Below are 18,992 nucleotides of genomic sequence, written 5' to 3'. Positions count from 1 at the left end.
AAAAGACGGCTAAAGTCAGCACCCGTTAAGGAGTCCTTCATGTCGAATCCTCAGTTGATCATGTACGATGAGGAATTCAAACAGATAAACGTGGTCATCGAGAAGCTCCTGAGGGAAGCGAACGCCAAGGTGATCTTTCTGGTGGACAAGAACGGCCAGCTGATAACCGGGTGTGGTGAAACCGAGCGTTTCGACACCACCTCGCTGGCTTCGCTCACCGCAGGTAACATCGCCGCCACCGGCGGGCTCGCCAAGCTGATCGGCGAGAAGGAATTCTCCATCCTCTTCCACGAGGGGGAGAAGGACAACCTCCACATCTCCATCGTGGCCGGCCGTGTCATCCTGGTCGTTCTCTTCGACGCCCGCTCGTCGCTTGGCCTTGTCCGTCTCAGGGTGAAGAAGGCCTCCGAGGAACTGGCGGTCATCTTCGGCCGTCTCGTGCAAAAGAGCGAGGAGAAGGAGAAGAGCGGCGACAGCGACTTCCCCTTCGCCGAGATCACCGACGACGATATCGACAATCTCTTCAGCTAGCGGTCCTGCGGGCCGCCGTGAGATTCACGAAGCGAATACCTCTCCTGACTGCCTGACGGGGGAGAGTTAAAGAAAGAGGTAAACCCCGATGTCCTTCATCAACTACGCTTCCCGCGAGATTAACTGCAAGATCGTCTACTACGGCCCGGGCCTCTGCGGGAAGACGACCAATCTGCAGTTCGTTTACCAGAAGACAGCCCCGGACGCGAAGGGGAAGATGATCAGCCTGGCCACCGAGACCGAGCGGACCCTGTTTTTCGACTTCCTCCCGCTGGCTCTCGGCGAAATTCGCGGTTTCAAGACCCGCTTCCACCTCTATACCGTTCCCGGCCAGGTTTTCTACGATGCTTCCCGCAAGCTGATCCTGAAAGGGGTGGACGGGGTGGTGTTCGTGGCCGACTCCCAGGAAGAGCGGATGGACGCCAACATCGAGAGCGTTGAGAACCTCCGGATCAACCTGGCCGAGCAGGGGTACGATCTCGACAAGATCCCCTACGTCGTGCAGTACAACAAGCGTGACCTCCCTAATGCGCTCTCGGTCGACGAGCTCCGCAAAGAGCTGAACCCGACCAACGTCCCCGACTTCGAAGCCTGCGCCACCACCGGCGAAGGGGTTTTCGAGACCCTGAAGGCCATCGCCAAGCTGATCCTGTTCGATTTGAAGAAGGGGCACTAAAAGAAACCTTCTTCCCGCCAGATAACAAAAGCCCCCTGGACCGTCATGGACCAGGGGGCTTTTTTATTGATTCCCCCTCCCCTGGAGGGAGGGGGCGAGGGGGTGGGGGAAGCCGGCTACGTAGTGATGCGGCTGGCAGCGCCAAAATCCCCCCTGTCCCCCCTTCGCAAAGGGGGGGACCTGAGGGTCGGCTACGACCGTTGGGTTTCCTCGTGCAAATGCTCCCACACGGCTTGGGCGGCGGCTTCGCTCATGCCCGGGGTGGAGGCGAGCTGTTCCCTGCTCGCGTCCTTGATCCCCTTCAGGCTTCCGAAGCGGATCAGCAAGAGCCGCTTCCGTTTCGGCCCGATCCCGGGTATCCCTTCCAGCTCGGAGGCGGTCAGCTCCTTACTCCGGATGCTCTTGTGGTAGGTGACCGCGAACCGGTGCGCCTCGTCGCGTATGCGGGCGAGAAGCAGCAGTGGCGCCGAGTTCTGCCTGAGGGTGATCGGGTTCTTTCTCCCCGGCCTAAAGACCCTCTCGTCGCTCTTGCTGATCTCCGGGCTCTCCATGTCGCGGAAGGTCCGGCTCTTGGCGAGGCCGGCCGCCTCCACCCCTTCCACCCCCAGATCGTCCAGCACCGCGTTCAGCACGCCGAGCTGCCCGAGCCCGCCGTCCACCACGATCAGGTCAGGCTTGTCCTCCTCGCTCTCCGGTTTGAAGCGGCGCGAGAGCACCTCCCGCATCATGGCGAAGTCGTCGGACTGCAGCACCTCGCGGATCCGGTAGCGCCGGTAGAGCGAGCGGTCGGCCTTGCCGTCGATGAAGACCACCCGGCTCCCCACCGCCATCTGCCCCTGGATGTTGGAGATGTCGTAGCACTCGATCCTTCGCGGCGGCGCCGGGAGATGCAGGCGCTCGGCCAGGTCCTTGAGGAGGTTCTCGGCCGAGCTTTCCTTGGCCAGCCGCTCCTCGGCCGCGGTCTGCGCGTTCTTCTGCGCCAGCATGACCATCTCAAGCTTCGCGCCGCGCTGGGGAACGGTGATGGAAACCTTCTTCCCCGCCTTCTCGGTAAGGAGTTCTTCGAGCGCGCCCGGCTCCGGGATAGGGAGCGGGAGGAGGACCGACGGGGGAATGGGGTTGTCGAGGTCGTAGTATTCGTTGAGAAACGACGCCAGGCCTTCATCGTTCTCCATCTCCCACGCGAAGCGGAAGCTGCGGCTCCCGGTGAGGGCGCCCCCGCGGATGTGGAGGAGGGCGATCTGCAACTCCTCGCCGGCACGGTGCAGACCGAAGACGTCGCTATCGCCGCCGTGGGAAACCACCTTCTGCCGTTCCACGGTCACCTCGATGGCTTTCAGGAGGTCCCGATAACGTGCGGCGTCCTCGTAACGCATCTGCTCGGCGGCAAGGTTCATCTTGGCGCGATAGATGCGGGCGATTTCGTTGTTCTTTCCCTCGAGGAAAAGGGCGGCCCCTTCCGCGAGAGCGGCGTAATCGGCCTCGGAGATGAGCCCGCAGCAGGGGGCGGAGCATTGCTTGATCTGATAGTAGAGGCAGGGGCGCTTCCTCGCCATGCAGGTGGCGAGCGGGTAGTGGCGAAGCGGGAAGACCTTGTAGAGCTGCTTGAGCACTTCCTTGGCAGAGGTGGCCGAGGAGTAGGGGCCGAAGTAGCGGGCGCCGTCGGAGGGGACCTTGCGGACCAGTGAGAGGCGGGGGAACCGTTCTCTCATGTCCATCCGGAGCGAGAAGTAGGTCTTGTCGTCCCGGAGGTTGATGTTGTACTTCGGGTGGTGCCGCTTGATCAGGGTGTTCTCGAGGATCAGTGCCTCTTTCTCGGTATCGGTGACGATGAATTCCACCGATTCCACCAGCTGCACCATGAAGCGGATATGGATGCGCGCGTCGCCCGAGCCGAGCACGTACTGCCGGACGCGTTTCTTGAGGCTGCGGGCCTTCCCGATGTAGAGGATGGTCCCGTCCGCCGACTTCATCAGGTAAACCCCCGGTGAAGACGGGAAGTTATCGATCATGGATAGGGCAATCATGGCGGGTAGTATAGACGGATGAGTTTAAGAAGGGAAGGGGGGGACCAATTACCAAAAGTTCCAGCAATGAAACTTAGCAAACGGGGGGGCTATGGGCGGAGTGACTCGGGTGAAATTAAAGAAGGAGGCCGGGGCGAGTTTTCCCCCTCCCTTGGAGGGAGGGGGGTAGGGGGTGGGGGAGGCGGCCATCGCGGGTGCTGAGTGCAGCGCGGCCTACCCTTTCCTCGGTGCGCGTTTGGCGGAGGCTGGTTTGGTGCCGGACTTCGGCGCGGCGCCCAGGGAGGCAGGTTTCGATGCGGGTTTCGATGTGGGTTTGGGTGCGGCTTTGGGTGCGGCTTTGGGAGCAGCACCGGAGGATGCGGGCGCCTTGCCACCTTTCGGCGCTGCCTTCCTGGTTGCGGGGCGTGCGCCCGTTCCGGCGGCACCGGCAGGCTTCTTCCCTTTGTAGCCGCCCTGGTTCTTCTGCTTCTGCGGGTTGGCTATCGAGACCGTGATCGGCTTGGTGTAGAGGATTGCACCGTCCAGCGAGAGGATGGCGTCTTTGGCCTCCGCATCGGTGGACATTCTTACGTACCCGCAGCCCATGAAGCGGCCGGTCTGGGTGTCCCTGATGAGGTGGACGGAAGTTACCCGCCCGGAGACGGAGAAGAGTTTTTCGAGGTCGTATTCGGTGGTTTCGTAGGAAAGGCTCCCAACGTAGAGCTCTTTTGCCATGCGGTGATTCTCCTTATAGTCTCGAACTGACGATTCGGCTCAGGACCAACTCCCCCTCCCCTTCAAGGGGAGGGTAGGGGTGAGGATTGGGGGTGAGTGGAGCGGCAATGTAGCACATGAGAGGGCCGGCGGCAAAATCTTTCGCAGCGGCACTTTAAATCCCAGCCATCCCCATCTTGTCTTTCCCCTCGACGGGGAAGGGAGGTGAGACCCCTGGCTGCGGTAGTTACACCTCCGCGTGCTCGCGGAAGATGGCGGTGAACATCGGGTCGCGGTCGGTCTGGGAGGCGGTGAGGACCATCTCCACCTCGATGGCGCGGCCAAGCTTGATAACCCGCTGGATGGAAGTCGCCTCCGCCGGAATCTGGCCGCCGGCCAGCTTCTCCTTCAAGGCCGGTCCCCCTTCGAGATAGTCGAAGATGTTGTCCCCGAGAAGATCCTGGCGGGAGCGCCCAAGGAGCGTCTCCGCCTTGTGATTGGCGATGACGATGCGGCCGTCCTTGAGGAAGGTGACGATGGCGGAGGCGGCGACCTCGATGAACTTCCGGTAGCGCTCCTCGGATTCGTGCGACTGCACCGTGCGGCGGGAAAGCTCATCCATCATCTCGTTGAAGGCCCCGATGAGCTTGCCGATCTCATCGTTGGATCTCCGGGGGAGCTTTTCGCTGAAATCGCCGGTGCGGGTGACGCGGGTGATGGTCTCGGAGAGCATCCTGACCGGAGCGACGATTTCCCGGCTCATGATGAGCGCCATGACCGTCACCACGATCAAAAAGATCGCCGTACGGGCAGCCATGTCGAGGGCGAAGTTGACCCCGAGCTGGGCGTACAGGTCCTTGAGAGGAATGGTGACCGACACGGCCCCGATGACCTCGCCGATGTGGTAGTTGTACGAATAGTGGCCGGGAGGGAAGCGCTCCTTGACGAAGTCGGGTGCCGTTTCGAAGGGACCGTGGCAGTTGAGGCAGGAGGCGGTGGCGAGCATCGGCTGCATGTACCGGAAGAGCTCGGACCCTCCGGTATCGACGATGTCGTACACCTCGCGGGGCGGGTTGTGCCGGAACTTCTCGAGTTGCGCCTTTTCGTAGGGGTCCGGGCTGTTCTGGGGGTTACGGTAACGAAGGGAAACCTGGCGGACGTAGAATTTGCTGTTCTGAGTGACCAGCCTGGCCACCTGGGTGGCCACCACCTGCGGGACAAGGTTGTAGTTGTGCTCGGGCTCGTCCTTGACCACCGAGGACATGTACTCCCGGGTCTCGACCAGTTCCTTCGCGAAAGTGCGGGCGTTGTCGATGGCGAACTGGACGATGAGGCTTTGCTGCCGCTGATAGGTGAAGATGCCGGTCACCACCAGCAGCACCAGCAAGAGCAGGGACATGAGACCGAAAAACTTGATCCGTAACGGTAGGTCGGACAAGCGAGACATGGGGGCTCCGGCTTTTAATGATTACAGCCGGAAGTATACCGAATGGGGATAGCTCCGCAAGGTTGGCGGGAAATAGCGAAGGCGGGACTTGTCGAAACGGCTAAATCCCCCCGGCCCCCCTTTTTCAAAGGGGGGAGAGATGGATGGGGGGAAAAGGGGGCTTTGGGGGGGCAGCGCTACGACTTCTTCTTGTGGCACTCCACGCACATCGGGTCGGTCTGGCTGCGCCGCAACTGTGCTGCTTTGTCCTTGGGAACTGCTTTACCCATTAACTTCTCGCCGATCTTGTGGCAGTCGAAGCAGTTCCTCCCTTGCAGCGCCTTGTGCATCTTGACCATTGCCGGGTTCTTGCTGTGGCATTCGTTGCACTCGAAGGCATAGGCGCTCTGGGAGAGTAAGAGAAGGGCGACGAGAGCGAGGGTTTTTTTCATGCTGTTCTCCTGGTGGTTTTTCTGGCGGACCGGGTTCTGATTGACAGTGATCCGTGGCGAAAAATTATGCTCACTTGCGGCGCAATAGTATCAATCGTGCACGGTTTTACCCTTGACCAAAGTCAAAAGCGGTGCGAAGCAAGGGAAGAAAAAAACTTTCCATAGCAGCGGCAGTGTGGTAGTTATCGATCTTTTCAGGTGGGGTGGCCCCCCCTTGTTCGAGTGGAATACCCTCTAGGACGGTAGATATGGCAAAGATCATCTGTGTGGCAAATCAGAAGGGTGGGGTCGGCAAGACGACCACCGCGGTAAACCTTTCCGCCTCCCTGGCGGTTGCCGAACGGCGGGTGCTTCTGGTGGACATGGATCCGCAGGGGAACGCGGGAAGCGGGGTCGGGACCGACAAGAGTCTCATCGAGGAGAGCATCTACGATGCCCTCATCAACGACGTGCCACCCGCCCAGCTGGTGGTGCAGACCGAGCTTCCGTACCTCCATCTCCTTCCCGCCACCTCGGACCTGGCCGGCGCCGAGCTGGAACTGGCCAGCCTGGAAGGGCGCGAGCGGCGGCTGAGGAAGATCGTTACCCTCCTGTCCGACAACTACGACTACATCTTCATCGATTGTCCCCCTTCCTTGAGCCTTCTCACCATCAACGCCATGACCGCCGCCGACTCCGTCCTCATCCCGCTTCAGTGCGAGTTCTACGCGATGGAAGGGCTTTCCCAGATCCTCAAGACCATCAACCTGGTGCAGCAGGGGCTCAATCGTTCGCTCTACATCGAGGGAATCCTTCTCACCATGTACGACGCCAGGAACAACCTGTCGCGTCAGGTGGCCGACGAGATCCGCGCCCACTTCCCGAAGGAGACCTTCGAGACGGTGGTGCCGAGAAACGTCAGGCTTTCGGAGGCGCCGTCCCACGGCAAGCCGATCTGCCTCTACGACATCACGTCGCGCGGCGCAACGAGCTACATGGATCTGGCCAAGGAGATGATCGGACGGGAGGTGAAGCATGGCAGTTAAGAAGATGGGACTCGGGAAAGGGATGGGGGCGCTTTTGCCAGTGGTCGAGGATCACGGCAAGAAGTACTTCTCCTGCCCGATCGAGGATATCCGCCCCAATAAAGAGCAGCCGCGCAAGACCTTCGTGAACGAGAAACTGGAGGAGCTGGCCGCCTCCATCCGCGAGAAGGGGATCATCCAGCCGCTGGTGGTGCTGAAGAAGGCGGGGCACTACGAGATCATCGCCGGGGAGCGCCGGTGGCGGGCAGCCCAGAAGGCCGGGCTTCGCGAGGTGCCGGTGGTCATCCAGGACGTCTCCGAGGAGACCGCCCTCGAGATGGCGCTCATCGAGAACATCCAGCGCGAAGACCTGAACGCCGTCGAAGAAGCAGAGGCCTACCACTCCCTCCTCGAGCGCTTCTCGCTCTCCCAGGAGGAGCTGGCCAAGCGCGTCGGCAAGGAGCGCTCGACCATCGCCAACTCCCTCAGGCTCCTGAGGCTTCCCAACGACATCAAGCGCGACGTCGCCGAGGACCGCCTCACCATGGGGCACGCCCGGGCGCTTTTGACTCTGGAGGATCCCGACGAGCAGCGGGCGGCCCGCGACGAGATCGTGAAGGGTCACCTCTCGGTACGCGAGACCGAGGCGCTGGTGAAAAAGAAGAAAGGTCCGGCGGCACCGCCCAAGACCAAGAAGCAGGCCGAGGACGCCGACCAGCGCGACCTGGTGGAACGGATGCAGCGCTTCTTCGGCGCCAAGGTGGCGGTCAAGCGCTCCGGCAAGGGCGGCAAGCTGGAGATCGCCTTCTCCGACCAAAACGAGCTTGCCAGGATCGTGGAGATGCTGAACCTGTAACTTGCGGCTACAGCCATCGTCGCGTTTCCCGGTGAAGCCGTTCCACACGACCTGCGTAAACAGTGGTCTGTCATAGCGTAGACATTACTGGCAGACCATGCCGTTTACGGAGCCCCGTCCAGTCACAGCCTGTATACAATCTTACGTTTAATTAGATAAATCGCTTGACAGGTAAAGGAGTTATGTGGTAGCTATCACCTGTTTTGCGCTCTCCCTGCGATATCGATTCTAACAGATCGTTTTAAAACTGTTTTACAAGAGGTGGATGGGTGATCAATCTAGATTTGGCATTTGTGTTCCAGTTGGTCAACTTCCTGGTGCTTGTGCTGCTGCTGAACGTCTTCCTGTACAAGCCGATCAGGAAGCAGCTGGCCGACCGTGCCGGCGAGCTCAGCGGCGCGAAGCAGAAGAGCGCCGAAGTCGACCGCGAAGTGCAGGAGAAGCTTGCCGCTTACGAGGCCCGCATGCGCGAGATCCGCGCCAGCGCCGCCGACGAGCGTGGTGTTCTGAAGAAGGAGGCCGCCGCTCAGGAGGCCGCCATCCTCGACAAGGCCCGCGCCGAGGCTACCCAGTCTCTCGCCTCCATCAAGGCCAAAGTGGCCAAGGAGACCGAAGAGGCCAGACAGCTGCTGAAGCAGAGCGCAGAGGCCCTCTCCGCCGATATCTGCGAAAAAGTTCTCGGGAGGAGCCTGTAAGCATGAGCAAGAACACCAAGCGCATCATTTTCTCCCTCGCCCTTGTCGGCCTGGTCCTCGGCCTCGCGGCCATGGGCTTCGCCGCCGAAGAGGCTGCCCAGCACGCCGGTGCCGCCGAGGGTGCCCACGAAGCCGGTCATGCCGCTGCCCAGATGAAGGACTTCATGTGGCGCTGCATCGACTTCGCCGGTCTGGCCGCCATCGTGGTCTGGGCCCTCAAGAAGGCCGACGTGAAAGGGTCGCTCGCCGCCCGCCGCGCCGGTATCGAGTCCGCCCTGAAGGAGGCCGTCGAGGCCAAGGCTGCCGCCGAGAAGAAGTTCAAGGAATACTCCCAGCGTCTCGACACCGCCAACCAGGAGATCGAGACCATCTCGGCCAACATGAAGAAGGAAGGCGAAGCCGAGAAGGCGCGCATCATCGCCGAGGCCGAAGAGGCCGCCAAGCGCATCCGCGCCCAGGCCGAGGCCGCTGCCGAGCAGGAAGTCCTCAAGGCCCGCGCCGAGCTGCGCGCCGAGGCCGCCAAGCTGGCCGTCGAGCTGGCCGAGCAGAAGATCGTTAAGAACATTGCCAAAGACGACCAGGACAAGCTGGTAGGTGAATACATCTCCAAGGTGGTGACGCTACATTGAGTACGAACGCGATAGCAAAACGTTACGCCAAGGCGCTTGTGCAGCTTGGCTCGGAAGCAGGGAGTGTGGAAAGCTTCAACACTGAGCTCTCCTCCTTCAGTGCGCTCCTCTCCTCCAACCGCGAACTCACCGCGGTGTTCGGGAACCCGGCCTACGGCATCGAAGCCAAGACCGAGATCCTGAAGGAGTTGATCGCGAAGCTGAATTTCTCCCCGTACGTCTCCAACCTCCTGATGCTCCTCCTGGAGCGCGGCCGCCTCTCCGTGCTGCCGCAGATCGCCGACAGCTACTCCAAGTATGCTGACGAGCTCTCCGGCGTCATCAGGCCGACCCTCACTTCCGGCCTGCCGCTGGAAGCGGGGCAGATCAACGAGATCAAAGCCGCTCTCGAAAAATCCACCGGCAAGAAGGTAGAGCTGAAAGTGGAAGTTGACCCCACCCTCATCGGTGGTGTGGTCACCAAGATCGGCGACAAAGTATTTGACGGTAGCGTAAGGACACAGTTAGCCAGAATTCAAGATACATTACAGAAGGGGTGAGACGGTTCTATGGAAATCAAAGCGGAAGAAATTAGCGAGATTATCAAGAAGCAGATCAAGGATTACGGCAAAGAGGTAGCGGTTGCCGAAACCGGTACCATCATCTCCATCGGTGACGGTATTGCCCGTATCCACGGTCTCGACAAGGCGATGGCTGGCGAGCTCCTCGAGTTCCCCGGCGGCACCACCGGCATGACCCTCAACCTTGAGGAAGACAACGTCGGCGCCGCCATCCTCGGCGAGTTCTCCCACATCAAGGAAGGCGACCAGGTCAAGCTGACCGGCAAGATCGTCGAGGTTCCGGTTGGCGAGGCCCTCATCGGCCGCGTCGTCAACGCGATCGGCGAGCCGATCGACGGCCTCGGCCCGATCAACACCACCACCTTCGGCAAGGTCGAAGTGAAGGCCCCCGGTATCGTCGCCCGTAAGTCCGTTCACGAGCCGATGCAGACCGGCCTCAAGGCGATCGACTCCATGGTTCCGATCGGGCGCGGTCAGCGCGAGCTGATCATCGGCGACCGTCAGACCGGCAAGACCGCCGTCGCTCTCGACACCATCATCAACCAGAAGGGCGGCGACGTGGTCTGCATCTACGTTGCAATCGGCCAGAAGCGCTCCACGGTTGCCCAGGTTGTGTCCAAGCTGAAAGAGCATGGCGCCATGGATTACACCATCATCGTCGCCGCTTCCGCTTCCGAGCCGGCCCCGATGCAGTTCATCGCTCCCTACACCGGCGTCACCATGGGCGAGTACTTCCGCGACAACAAGAAGCACGCCCTGATCATCTACGACGACCTTTCCAAGCAGGCCGTTGCCTACCGCCAGCTCTCGCTGCTCCTTCGCCGTCCGCCGGGGCGTGAAGCTTACCCGGGCGACGTCTTCTACCTCCACAGCCGTCTCCTCGAGCGTGCTTGCAAGGTATCCGACGCGCTGGGCGCCGGTTCGCTCACCGCACTGCCGGTCATCGAGACCCAGGCGGGCGACGTTTCGGCCTACATCCCGACCAACGTCATCTCCATCACCGACGGCCAGATCTACCTGGAATCCGACCTGTTCTACTCCGGCGTCCGTCCGGCCATCAACGTCGGCCTCTCGGTTTCCCGCGTCGGCGGTTCCGCACAGGTCAAGGCGATGAAGCAGGTTGCCGGTACGCTCCGTCTGGCACTTGCCCAGTACCGCGAGATGGCAGCATTCGCCCAGTTCGGTTCCGACCTCGACAAGGCCACCCAGATGCAGCTTGCCCGTGGTGCCCGCCTGGTCGAGATCCTCAAGCAGCCGCAGTACCGCCCGCTGGCCAACGAGAAGCAGGTCCTCGTCATCTTCGCCGCCAACAACGGCTACGTCGACGACTACGCGGTCGGCGTGCTGGGCCGTTACGAGCAGGAACTCCTCGCTTTCTTCGAATCCAGGAAGGCGGATGTCCTCACCGAGCTCCGCGACAAGAAGGCTATCGACGACGGGCTGAAAGCCAAAATCGTCGCTGCCCTCGACGAGTTCAAAAAGGAATTTACTGCCTAATCCAAGGACGGGAAGAGAATGGCGAACCTCAAAAGCATCAAGAAGCGGATCGTATCCGTAAAAAATACCCGGCAGATCACCAAAGCCATGAAAATGGTTTCGGCTGCGAAACTGCGCCGGGCACAGGAAAACGTGGTCGCCGCCCGCCCCTACGCCGCGAAGCTCGCGGAGGTGCTGGAGCGCCTGGCCAAGAGCCAGGACACCGATGCCAGCCCTCTCATGGTGAAAAGGGACGGCGGTCGCGCCCTGCTGATGGTCGTTACTTCGGACAGGGGGCTTTGCGGCGGCTTCAACGCCAACCTCTGCAAGGCTGCCGAGCGTTTCCTCAGGGAAAGAAAGGGCGACTTCTCCGAGGTCTCCCTGATGACCCTGGGGCGCAAGGGGTACGAGTTCCTCAGGAACCGTCACCAGGTGCGCAAAAACCACGGCAACATCTTCTCCACCCTCTCCTACCAGACCGCATCGCTGATCGCGGCCGAGGTGATCGAGGGGTATCTGGCCGAGGAATACGACGAAGTCTACATCATCTTCAACGCCTTCAAGTCCGTCATGACCCAGGACATCACCATCCAGCAGCTTTTGCCGGTGGTTCCCCAGGATTCGGGCGAAGAAGAGGTGCAGACCCAGTACATCTACGAGCCCTCCAAGGGGGCGCTGCTGGATGAGCTTCTTCCTAAGCACATCGACGTGCAGATCTTCAAGGCTCTGCTGGAGTCCGTGGCTTCCGAGCACGGCGCCAGGATGACCGCGATGGACAGCGCCTCCAAGAACGCTACCGAGATGATCGGCAAGCTGACCCTGATCTACAACCGGGCCCGCCAGGCCGCCATTACCACGGAGCTGATGGAAATCATCTCCGGTGCGGAATCGATTAAAGGTTAACACTTTAAAAATAGTGGCCTTTCTGGGCCGCAGGAGGAAGAGGGTAACATGAGCAACTTCGGAAAAATTTCGCAGGTCATCGGCGCCGTTATCGACGTCGAGTTCGAGCCGGGGCAGCTGCCCCCGATCTACAACGCCCTTCGGGTGACCAACCCGGCCATCGACGACCAGGAATGGAACCTGGTTCTCGAAGTCGCCCAGCACCTGGGTGAGAACTCCGTCCGTACCATCGCGATGGACTCCACCGACGGTCTCATCCGTGGCCAGCAGGTCAAGGACATGGGCAAGCAGATCTCCGTCCCGGTCGGCCGCAAGACCCTGGGCCGCATCCTGAACGTCATCGGCGAGCCGGTGGACGAGATGGGTCCGGTAGGCAACGACAAAGAGTACGGCATCCACCGCCACGCTCCGGAGTTCATCGACCAGTCCACCAAGGTCGAGTCCTTCACCACCGGCATCAAGGTCGTCGACCTCCTCGCTCCGTACGCCAGGGGCGGTAAGATCGGCCTCTTCGGCGGCGCAGGCGTCGGCAAGACCGTTCTCATCATGGAGCTCATCAACAACATCGCCAAGCAGCACGGCGGTTTCTCCGTCTTCGCCGGCGTCGGCGAGCGTACCCGCGAAGGGAACGACCTCTGGATGGAGATGAAAGAGTCGGGCGTTCTCGACAAGGCCTCCCTCGTGTACGGCCAGATGAACGAGCCGCCGGGCGCCCGTGCCCGCGTCGCCCTCTCCGCGCTCTCCATCGCCGAGTACTTCCGTGACGAGGAAGGCCAGGACGTGCTCCTCTTCATCGACAACATCTTCCGCTTCACCCAGGCGGGTTCCGAGGTTTCCGCACTCCTCGGCCGTATCCCTTCCGCCGTCGGTTACCAGCCGACCCTGGCCACCGAGATGGGCGAGCTCCAGGAGCGCATCACCTCGACCAAGAAAGGTTCCATCACCTCGGTCCAGGCGATCTACGTACCGGCCGACGACCTTACCGACCCGGCTCCGGCAACCGCCTTCGCCCACCTCGACGCGACCACCGTTCTTTCCCGTCAGATCGCCGAGCTCGGCATCTACCCGGCAGTGGACCCGCTCGACTCGACCTCCAGGATCCTCGATCCCCAGGTCATCGGTGACGAGCACTACCAGACCGCGCGTTCCGTCCAGTACGTCCTCCAGAAGTACAAGGACCTCCAGGACATCATCGCCATTCTCGGTATGGACGAGCTCTCCGAGGAAGACAAACTGGTCGTTGCCCGCGCCAGGAAGATCCAGCGTTTCCTCTCCCAGCCGTTCCACGTCGCCGAGGCGTTCACCGGCGCCCCGGGCAAGTACGTCGAACTGAAGGACACCATCAAGGGCTTCCAGGAAATCGTCGCCGGCAAGCACGACGACCTCCCGGAGCAGGCCTTCTACATGGTCGGCACCATCGAGGAAGCCATCGAGAAAGCTAAGTCGCTGGCTGTTTAACAAATACAGGTGAGGCTCGCTGGCGGTTAACGCCGGCGGCGAGCCGCAGCCTTTCGCCCCAAGAGGTTTTCCATGGCTGAAAAACTGAAGGTTGAACTGGTAACCCCCTACAAGAAGGTCCTCTCCGAAGAGGTGGACGAGATCACCGCTACCGGCGCTCTCGGTGAGTTCGGCGTGCTGCCGGGCCACGCTCCCTTCCTGACCTCCTTGAAGATCGGCGAGCTCGCCTACAAGCAGGACGGTGTCCTTCACCACCTGGCCCTCAACTGGGGTTACTTCGAGGTAGAGAACGACAAGGTTACCGTGCTGGTCGAAACCGCCGAAAGGTCCGACGAGATCGACCTGGAGCGCGCGAAGGCGGCCATGAGCCGGGCCGAGACCCAGCTCAAGTCCCTCGCCCCGGAAGACAAGAGCTTCCGCGTTTACGAGGCCGCTCTCGAGCGCGCCCTCATCAGGGTGCAGGTGGCCGGCAAGGCCAAGCGGTAAGCGGTACCCGATACGAAACGAAGAAAGAGCGGCCTGGCCGCTCTTTTTTTTTCTCTTCGAATCCCATCCGACTGATCGGTCCGATCCGGCTGATCAGTCCGATCTCCACTAAGGTACAATATACGGGTCGGCACAACAGCTTTGCGAGGAACCCACCGATGCACGGCCCCGGCTATGACCTCCTCAATCAACCGATCCCCCTGCTGATCCGCAAGCTGGCGGTGCCGACCAGCATCGGATACCTGTTCAACACCATGTTTAACGTGGTGGACACCTTCTACGGTGGCAAGGTATCCACCGAGGCCCTGGCCGCCCTGTCCCTTTCCTTCCCCGTCTTCTTTCTGATCATCGCCATCGGTGCCGGCATTTCCACCGCCGCCACTTCCCTCATCGGCCATGAGCTCGGTGCCGGCAACCGCGAGGCCGCCCGCCACATGTCGATCCAGACCGTCTCCTTCGGAATCGTGCACGGGCTCCTTATCGGCTTCATCGGATGGTATGTATCTCCCTTTCTCTTCGCCGTCATGGGAGCGCGGGGAATCGTACTTGAGCTTGCCACCCACTACATGCACACCATCTTCACCGGGAGCCTCTTCTTCATACTGAACTGGGGCCTCAACGCCATCCTCAGTGCGACGGGGGACACCAAAAGTTTCCGGAATTTTCTGGTCGCCGGGTTCTTCCTCAACCTCATCCTCGACCCGTGGCTTCTCTATGGCGGATTCGGGATCGAGCCAATGGGATTGCCGGGCATCGGCTGGGGGACGATCATTATCCAAGCCCTGGGCAACATCTACCTGGTCTTGCGGGTAAGCTCGGCGGGCATGCTGTCGGCGTTTCGCTGGAAGGATCTTCTCCCTGACCGGCACTGCTACTGGGAGCTCGCCAAGCTCGGCTTTCCCTCGAGCCTCAACATGATGACCGTCGCCATAGGTATCTTCATCATCACCGGTTTCATCGCACGTTATGGTGCGGGCGCGGTCGCCGCCTACGGCATCGCCACCAGGATCGAACAGGTTGCACTTCTTCCCGTCATGGGGCTAAACATGGCAACCCTGGCCCTGGTTGCCCAGAACAGCGGTGCGCGGCGATGGGAACGGGTGGTTGAGGTCATCAAAACTGCCCTGCGGGCCGGCATCACCCTGATGCTCGCTGGAACCGTCACCGTCTTCTTCGGGGCCCGCCTCTTGATGTCCCTGTTCACCAACGACCCCAACGTAGTGGCAATCGGAGCCGGCTTCCTGCATGTCGAGGCTTTCGTCCTCATCGCCTATGTCATCCTGTACACCTCCGTATCGGTCCTTCAGGGGCTGAAACGGCCGGTGTTTCCCCTGGTGATCGGGCTGCTGAGACAGATCGTGTTGCCGGTTCCGGTCTTTTACCTGCTGACCGTTCTCCTGGAGTGGGGGATCAAGGGAATCTGGTGGGGAGTCCTGCTGGTCACCTGGTCTGCCGCGCTTGCCTCCCTTTACTACATGGTGCACCTTGCCTCCCGGATCGCCACCACTGACACGGTGCCTCTGGTAGAAAAGGACGGCGAAGGTGTTCTGCGTTAAAATATCCTAAACTGTCTAACGAACCCCCATTCACTAGCTACCAGCACTCTCTTGCCCCGCGGAGGAAAGGTCGTGGATCTCGGAAACGTCTGCTCAGAGATAGAGGAGCGTGTCGGACGCGAGCTCCGAGAGCGAACCGGCACCAAAGAGCGGGTCGAGATTCTTACCGCTGCGCTCTATGAGGCAGGGCGCACGGTGCTTCCAGCACTCGGGCTGCCGAAGAAGTCGGTGGAATACCAGCAAGCGCAGGAGAACGTGCTTATGCTCTTCAGCGCCATCTCCATAGCCCTGGTACGGTCGGGAACCGAGGGGAAAAGGGCGATAGCCGTACTGGCCGAGCTTGCCGAGGGGTGTCGCGACCCGCTCATAAAGAAGAAGCTTTCCGTGTACGCCCAGCAAATCCTCGCCAAGTCCGACCTGCATGCGGCCCCCAAAGCGAAGACAAGGAAGGGCGTGGTCCTGGCCGCTGCCGCTTCCCTCGCCCTCTCCCTTGCAGGTTACCAGTATCTCCCGCTGCATAACGCTTCCCACCTCGCAACAAGCGGTGTAGTATCGGGGCCGCCCGCGCAACCGCAGAGCGCTCCGGTCCCGCAAACGGCCGCGCCCAGGCCTTTTCCGGCGGAGGGAGGGAGATCGCAGGAGCAGGCCGCCAGCCAGCCGGTCCGGGAAGAAAAGGCGGCCGCCGCACGATCGCTGGTCAGAGAGGGCGAAGTGACACCGGTGCGGGTGGTCAACAACCAGGTTCTGGTGCCGGTGGTGCTGAAACAGGGTGGGGTGTCGGTAAAACTCGAGCTCCTCCTGGACACGGGGGCGAGCCGGACCGGCGTGCATGAAAGTGCCATCGCCAGGTTGCCACTGGACTTGCGGCAGGCGCGGCCGATCAACGTGGAAGTCGCCGACGGCAGGAGTGTCCGCTCCCGGCTCGCCACCATCGACCTCGTGGCGGTGGGTCCCTTCACCCATCCCGGCCAGGAGATCGTAGTCATCTCCTTCACGGGGGCCGGTGCGCTGCATGACGGCCTGCTCGGTATGGACATCCTGGGGCGGCACCGCTACCAGTTGGACATGGAAAAAGAAGTCATCCGCTGGTATTGAACCGGCGGCCGGAGGCGTGGTATCAGGACGATCTACTTAAAGCTGCTGCTCACCACCTTCTTCTGGGGGGGAACCTTCGTCGCTGCCCGTATCGCCGTGCAGCAAGCTCCACCGTTCACCGCGGCCACCGTCCGTTTTACCATCGCCGCCGCAGTCTTGGTGGCCCTGGCGGTACGGCAGGCACGGCAGGAGAGGAGCCCCTTTCCCCGCCCGAAATCGATGAGCCAAGCCACTCTCCTTTTTTCCCTGGGACTCACCGGTGTCTTTCTCTATAACGCCTGCTTCTTCACCGGCCTCAAGCTGACCACGGCGACCAACGGCTCGCTGATCGTGGCGATCAACCCGCTGATCACTGCGGTCATCTCCGCCAAGTGGCTGGGCGAACGGGTGACCAGGGCGCAGACGGCGGGTTTGCTGATGTCGGTGGCCGGGGTCGCCGTCATCATATCCAAGGGATCCCTGGCGGTAATCTCCGGCCTCTCCCTCAACCCGGGAGATCTCTTCATGCTGGGAGCTCCGCTTTGCTGGGCGCTCTATTCGGTGCTCGGCAAAAAGGCCTTGGCCAACTTCGCGCCGCTGACCGCGACCGCCTACGCGGCGGTTTTCGGAGCAGCCTGTCTTTGGCCGGCCGCGATAGCCGAATCCATCCACCTGGGGAGGGGACTGCCGCACTTCTCGGTGATAGGATGGCTGGCCGAGTTGCAGCTGGCCCTCTTGGGAACGGTGGTGGGCTTCGTCTGGTGGTACCAGGGAATCGGAGTGATCGGCGCCTCGAAGGCCGCCTCCTTCGTCAACCTGGTCCCGCTTTTCGGCGCCGCCTTGGCGGCACTGATTTTGGGCGAGCGGATTACGGGAGCCCAGCTGGTGGGAGGAGGGCTGGTGGTGCTGGGCGTCTACCTGGGAAGCGGGCAACGCTTTCCCGCAGGGAAGAGGGCGGCGGGGACGCTTCAGCCACGGACGGTGTCCCGCGAGGAGGAAGCATGATCAGGCCAAGCCTCATGCCTACCCTGCAGTTGATGTTCCGGGCGCTCCTCCCTTCCAAGCGGGACCCGGTTGTCATGAACCGGCGCAGGGATGGGGTCTCCGTCATCTGTCCTGCCACCTTCGGTAAGACCATGGATCCCCTGCTGGACGACGAGGGGAATTTCCGGGTTCTATTCCCCGGCTGCATGGAGGTCGCGGGACCGCTCGTCCTCTTCCGGCTGAAAAGGCAAGGGTACTCGCGCTGCCGCGTGAAAGCGACCGAGGAAGGGCTCTACCTGGAAGGGAGCCGGTAAAAGTTCTGGGGAAAGGGGGGCGGGGATGCGGCCTGCTAGCCGGAACGCAAACAGAAAGGGGAAGGCCACTCGGCCTTCCCCTTTTGAATTTGACGCTTAAATGACGCCGCTCCGGCGTCAGCTCCCGATCTTCCCGATCTCGAACCCGATCTGGTCCAGCGGCAGGACGACGTCCGCCACCTTCCCTTCGATGCAGGCGCGCGGCATCCCGTAGATGGTCGAGGTCGCCTCGTTCTGCACCAGGGTAACCCCCCCTTTCCCCTTCAGGTGCTGCATCCCCTTGAACCCGTCGTTACCCATCCCGGTCAGGATCACCCCGAGCATCGCGCCGCCGCTCGCGTCGCAGAGGCTCGTCAGCATCTGGTCGACGGACGGGATGTAGATGTACTGCGGGAACTCGGAGGTCGGGAAGGTCTTCACCACGATGTTGCTCCCCTGTTTGACCAGCGAGGTGTGGACCCCGCCCGGGGCGATCAGCACCTGGCCACCCTTCACGATGTCGCCGTCCTTGGCTTCCTTGATGGAGAGCGAGCATTTGGCGTTGAGGCGGTCGGCATAGGGGCCGGTGAAGGCCTTCGGCATGTGGATGGCGACCACGATGCCGTGGGGGAAGTTGACGGGTACCCGGGAGAGAACCTCCTGGAGCGCGACCGGCCCGCCGGTGGAGGCGCCGATGCCGACGTAGGAGATCTTGCGGTGGGTGAAGTGGGAGGGGCGGACCACCTGCTGCGGGCGCACGATGCGCGGGGCCATCCCCGCCCTCATCGGCAGCGGGGCCAGCGAAGCCTCCGCCACCTTGGCGAGCAGTGCCTGCTGGAAGACCGACTGGGCATCCTTGCTGTCGGTGACGTTCTTGGGAACGTAATCGATCGCGCCGGCATCGAGCGCCTCGAAAGTGGCCTTGGCCCCTTCGCAGGTGAGGGTGGAAACCATCAGCACCCGGGTCGGCTGTTTGGCCATGATCTGCTTGAGCGCCCCGATACCGTCCAGGCGGGGCATCTCCACATCCATGGTGATCAGGTCCGGCTTCAGCGCCAGGGCCTTCTCCACCCCCTCGACGCCGTCGGCGGCGATCCCGACGATCTCCACCTTGGGAGCGCGCGACAGGATCCCGCGGATGGCCATCCTCATAAACGAGGAGTCGTCAACGATAAGCACCCTTAGTTTGGCTTGCTGTGCCGGATACATGGCT

At 61.6% G+C, this 18,992-nt stretch carries 20 protein-coding genes; 15 read left to right on the top strand and 5 right to left on the bottom strand.

The features are described 5' to 3' along the window. Positions 1–39: 39 nt before the first annotated feature. Together L4X63_RS03505 and L4X63_RS03500 are read left to right on the top strand one after the other, a co-directional pair. A complete protein-coding gene (locus L4X63_RS03505; RefSeq protein WP_250677202.1) occupies positions 40–531 on the top strand; it encodes a roadblock/LC7 domain-containing protein in 492 nt (163 codons plus the stop codon). An 88-nt stretch (positions 532–619) separates the two neighbouring features. Continuing rightward, positions 620–1,207 (top strand): GTP-binding protein, encoded by a 588-nt coding sequence (locus L4X63_RS03500; protein WP_250677201.1) that lies wholly within the window; start codon positions 620–622, stop codon positions 1,205–1,207. 191 nt (positions 1,208–1,398) lie between these two features. Here the strand turns inward: L4X63_RS03500 and uvrC are convergent, their stop codons facing one another. The 4 genes from uvrC to L4X63_RS03480 form a co-directional block, all read right to left on the bottom strand. After that, entirely contained in the window at positions 1,399–3,234 is a 1,836-nt protein-coding gene (uvrC, locus tag L4X63_RS03495; RefSeq protein WP_250677200.1) for an excinuclease ABC subunit UvrC, read from the bottom strand. Positions 3,235–3,447: 213 nt separating this feature from the next. Further along, entirely contained in the window at positions 3,448–3,948 is a 501-nt protein-coding gene (locus tag L4X63_RS03490; protein WP_250677199.1) for an RNA recognition motif domain-containing protein, read from the bottom strand. Between the two features lie 226 nt (positions 3,949–4,174). Beyond that, on the bottom strand, positions 4,175–5,374 hold the full coding sequence (locus tag L4X63_RS03485; RefSeq protein WP_250677198.1) for a c-type heme family protein: 1,200 nt from the start codon (positions 5,372–5,374) through the stop codon (positions 4,175–4,177). A 176-nt stretch (positions 5,375–5,550) separates the two neighbouring features. Beyond that, positions 5,551–5,805: a cytochrome c3 family protein gene (locus tag L4X63_RS03480; RefSeq protein ID WP_250677197.1), complete on the bottom strand. Its 255-nt coding sequence runs from the start codon at positions 5,803–5,805 to the stop codon at positions 5,551–5,553. Between the two features lie 248 nt (positions 5,806–6,053). Here L4X63_RS03480 and L4X63_RS03475 point away from each other — a divergent pair, with 248 nt between their 5' ends. The 13 genes from L4X63_RS03475 to L4X63_RS03415 all read left to right on the top strand — a co-directional run bounded on the left by L4X63_RS03475 (position 6,054) and on the right by L4X63_RS03415 (position 17,800). Next, the gene (locus L4X63_RS03475) at positions 6,054–6,830 is read left to right on the top strand and encodes a ParA family protein (protein ID WP_250677196.1); all 777 of its coding nucleotides are present in this window, start codon (positions 6,054–6,056) and stop codon (positions 6,828–6,830) included. Continuing rightward, positions 6,820–7,665: a ParB/RepB/Spo0J family partition protein gene (locus tag L4X63_RS03470; RefSeq protein ID WP_250677195.1), complete on the top strand. Its 846-nt coding sequence runs from the start codon at positions 6,820–6,822 to the stop codon at positions 7,663–7,665. The genes L4X63_RS03475 and L4X63_RS03470 overlap by 11 nt, the downstream gene beginning before the upstream one ends. Before the next feature lie 269 nt (positions 7,666–7,934). Continuing rightward, complete coding sequence (locus tag L4X63_RS03465) at positions 7,935–8,360, top strand: F0F1 ATP synthase subunit B family protein (protein ID WP_250677194.1); 426 nt, start codon at positions 7,935–7,937, stop codon at positions 8,358–8,360. A 2-nt stretch (positions 8,361–8,362) separates the two neighbouring features. Continuing rightward, positions 8,363–8,989 (top strand): F0F1 ATP synthase subunit B, encoded by a 627-nt coding sequence (locus tag L4X63_RS03460; protein ID WP_250677193.1) that lies wholly within the window; start codon positions 8,363–8,365, stop codon positions 8,987–8,989. Next, positions 8,986–9,528 (top strand): ATP synthase F1 subunit delta, encoded by a 543-nt coding sequence (atpH, locus tag L4X63_RS03455; RefSeq protein ID WP_250677192.1) that lies wholly within the window; start codon positions 8,986–8,988, stop codon positions 9,526–9,528. Before L4X63_RS03460 ends, atpH begins: the two co-directional genes overlap by 4 nt. 9 nt (positions 9,529–9,537) lie before the next feature. Beyond that, entirely contained in the window at positions 9,538–11,046 is a 1,509-nt protein-coding gene (atpA, locus tag L4X63_RS03450) for a F0F1 ATP synthase subunit alpha (RefSeq protein WP_250677191.1), read from the top strand. Positions 11,047–11,064: 18 nt separating this feature from the next. Then, positions 11,065–11,928 (top strand): ATP synthase F1 subunit gamma, encoded by an 864-nt coding sequence (gene atpG, locus L4X63_RS03445; RefSeq protein WP_250677190.1) that lies wholly within the window; start codon positions 11,065–11,067, stop codon positions 11,926–11,928. Between the two features lie 48 nt (positions 11,929–11,976). Then, positions 11,977–13,386 carry a F0F1 ATP synthase subunit beta gene (atpD, locus tag L4X63_RS03440; RefSeq protein ID WP_250677189.1) on the top strand — a complete coding sequence of 470 codons (1,410 nt, stop codon included), beginning with the start codon at positions 11,977–11,979 and terminating at the stop codon, positions 13,384–13,386. A gap of 72 nt (positions 13,387–13,458) precedes the next feature. Then, positions 13,459–13,872: a F0F1 ATP synthase subunit epsilon gene (locus L4X63_RS03435; protein WP_250677188.1), complete on the top strand. Its 414-nt coding sequence runs from the start codon at positions 13,459–13,461 to the stop codon at positions 13,870–13,872. Positions 13,873–14,030: 158 nt separating this feature from the next. Then, positions 14,031–15,428 carry an MATE family efflux transporter gene (locus tag L4X63_RS03430; RefSeq protein ID WP_250677187.1) on the top strand — a complete coding sequence of 466 codons (1,398 nt, stop codon included), beginning with the start codon at positions 14,031–14,033 and terminating at the stop codon, positions 15,426–15,428. A 72-nt stretch (positions 15,429–15,500) separates the two neighbouring features. Continuing rightward, complete coding sequence (locus L4X63_RS03425) at positions 15,501–16,523, top strand: retropepsin-like aspartic protease family protein (RefSeq protein ID WP_250677186.1); 1,023 nt, start codon at positions 15,501–15,503, stop codon at positions 16,521–16,523. 21 nt (positions 16,524–16,544) lie between these two features. Beyond that, entirely contained in the window at positions 16,545–17,507 is a 963-nt protein-coding gene (locus tag L4X63_RS03420) for a DMT family transporter (RefSeq protein ID WP_350339167.1), read from the top strand. Further along, positions 17,504–17,800 carry a hypothetical protein gene (locus L4X63_RS03415; RefSeq protein ID WP_250677185.1) on the top strand — a complete coding sequence of 99 codons (297 nt, stop codon included), beginning with the start codon at positions 17,504–17,506 and terminating at the stop codon, positions 17,798–17,800. Before L4X63_RS03420 ends, L4X63_RS03415 begins: the two co-directional genes overlap by 4 nt. A 117-nt stretch (positions 17,801–17,917) precedes the next feature. Here the strand turns inward: L4X63_RS03415 and L4X63_RS03410 are convergent, their stop codons facing one another. Next, positions 17,918–18,988 (bottom strand): protein-glutamate methylesterase/protein-glutamine glutaminase, encoded by a 1,071-nt coding sequence (locus tag L4X63_RS03410; protein ID WP_250677184.1) that lies wholly within the window; start codon positions 18,986–18,988, stop codon positions 17,918–17,920. Positions 18,989–18,992 lie beyond the last annotated feature (4 nt).

The sequence above is a fragment of the Geomonas sp. Red32 genome, from assembly GCF_023652955.1.
GTDB lineage: Bacteria > Desulfobacterota > Desulfuromonadia > Geobacterales > Geobacteraceae > Geomonas.
This window is presented reverse-complemented; position numbering and strand designations above follow the sequence as displayed.

Bases quoted from the DNA above. Each gene is read 5' to 3' on its own strand.
- atpA (WP_250677191.1), top strand. From the start codon at position 9,538: ATGGAAATCAAAGCGGAAGAAATTAGCGAGATTATCAAGAAGCAGATC.
- L4X63_RS03485 (WP_250677198.1), bottom strand. From the start codon at position 5,374: ATGTCTCGCTTGTCCGACCTACCGTTACGGATCAAGTTTTTCGGTCTC.
- L4X63_RS03460 (WP_250677193.1), top strand. From the start codon at position 8,363: ATGAGCAAGAACACCAAGCGCATCATTTTCTCCCTCGCCCTTGTCGGC.
- atpG (WP_250677190.1), top strand. From the start codon at position 11,065: ATGGCGAACCTCAAAAGCATCAAGAAGCGGATCGTATCCGTAAAAAAT.
- L4X63_RS03490 (WP_250677199.1), bottom strand. From the start codon at position 3,948: ATGGCAAAAGAGCTCTACGTTGGGAGCCTTTCCTACGAAACCACCGAA.
- L4X63_RS03475 (WP_250677196.1), top strand. From the start codon at position 6,054: ATGGCAAAGATCATCTGTGTGGCAAATCAGAAGGGTGGGGTCGGCAAG.
- L4X63_RS03505 (WP_250677202.1), top strand. From the start codon at position 40: ATGTCGAATCCTCAGTTGATCATGTACGATGAGGAATTCAAACAGATA.
- L4X63_RS03480 (WP_250677197.1), bottom strand. From the start codon at position 5,805: ATGAAAAAAACCCTCGCTCTCGTCGCCCTTCTCTTACTCTCCCAGAGC.
- L4X63_RS03470 (WP_250677195.1), top strand. From the start codon at position 6,820: ATGGCAGTTAAGAAGATGGGACTCGGGAAAGGGATGGGGGCGCTTTTG.
- L4X63_RS03410 (WP_250677184.1), bottom strand. From the start codon at position 18,988: ATGTATCCGGCACAGCAAGCCAAACTAAGGGTGCTTATCGTTGACGAC.
- L4X63_RS03430 (WP_250677187.1), top strand. From the start codon at position 14,031: ATGCACGGCCCCGGCTATGACCTCCTCAATCAACCGATCCCCCTGCTG.
- L4X63_RS03435 (WP_250677188.1), top strand. From the start codon at position 13,459: ATGGCTGAAAAACTGAAGGTTGAACTGGTAACCCCCTACAAGAAGGTC.
- uvrC (WP_250677200.1), bottom strand. From the start codon at position 3,234: ATGATTGCCCTATCCATGATCGATAACTTCCCGTCTTCACCGGGGGTT.
- atpD (WP_250677189.1), top strand. From the start codon at position 11,977: ATGAGCAACTTCGGAAAAATTTCGCAGGTCATCGGCGCCGTTATCGAC.
- L4X63_RS03415 (WP_250677185.1), top strand. From the start codon at position 17,504: ATGATCAGGCCAAGCCTCATGCCTACCCTGCAGTTGATGTTCCGGGCG.
- L4X63_RS03500 (WP_250677201.1), top strand. From the start codon at position 620: ATGTCCTTCATCAACTACGCTTCCCGCGAGATTAACTGCAAGATCGTC.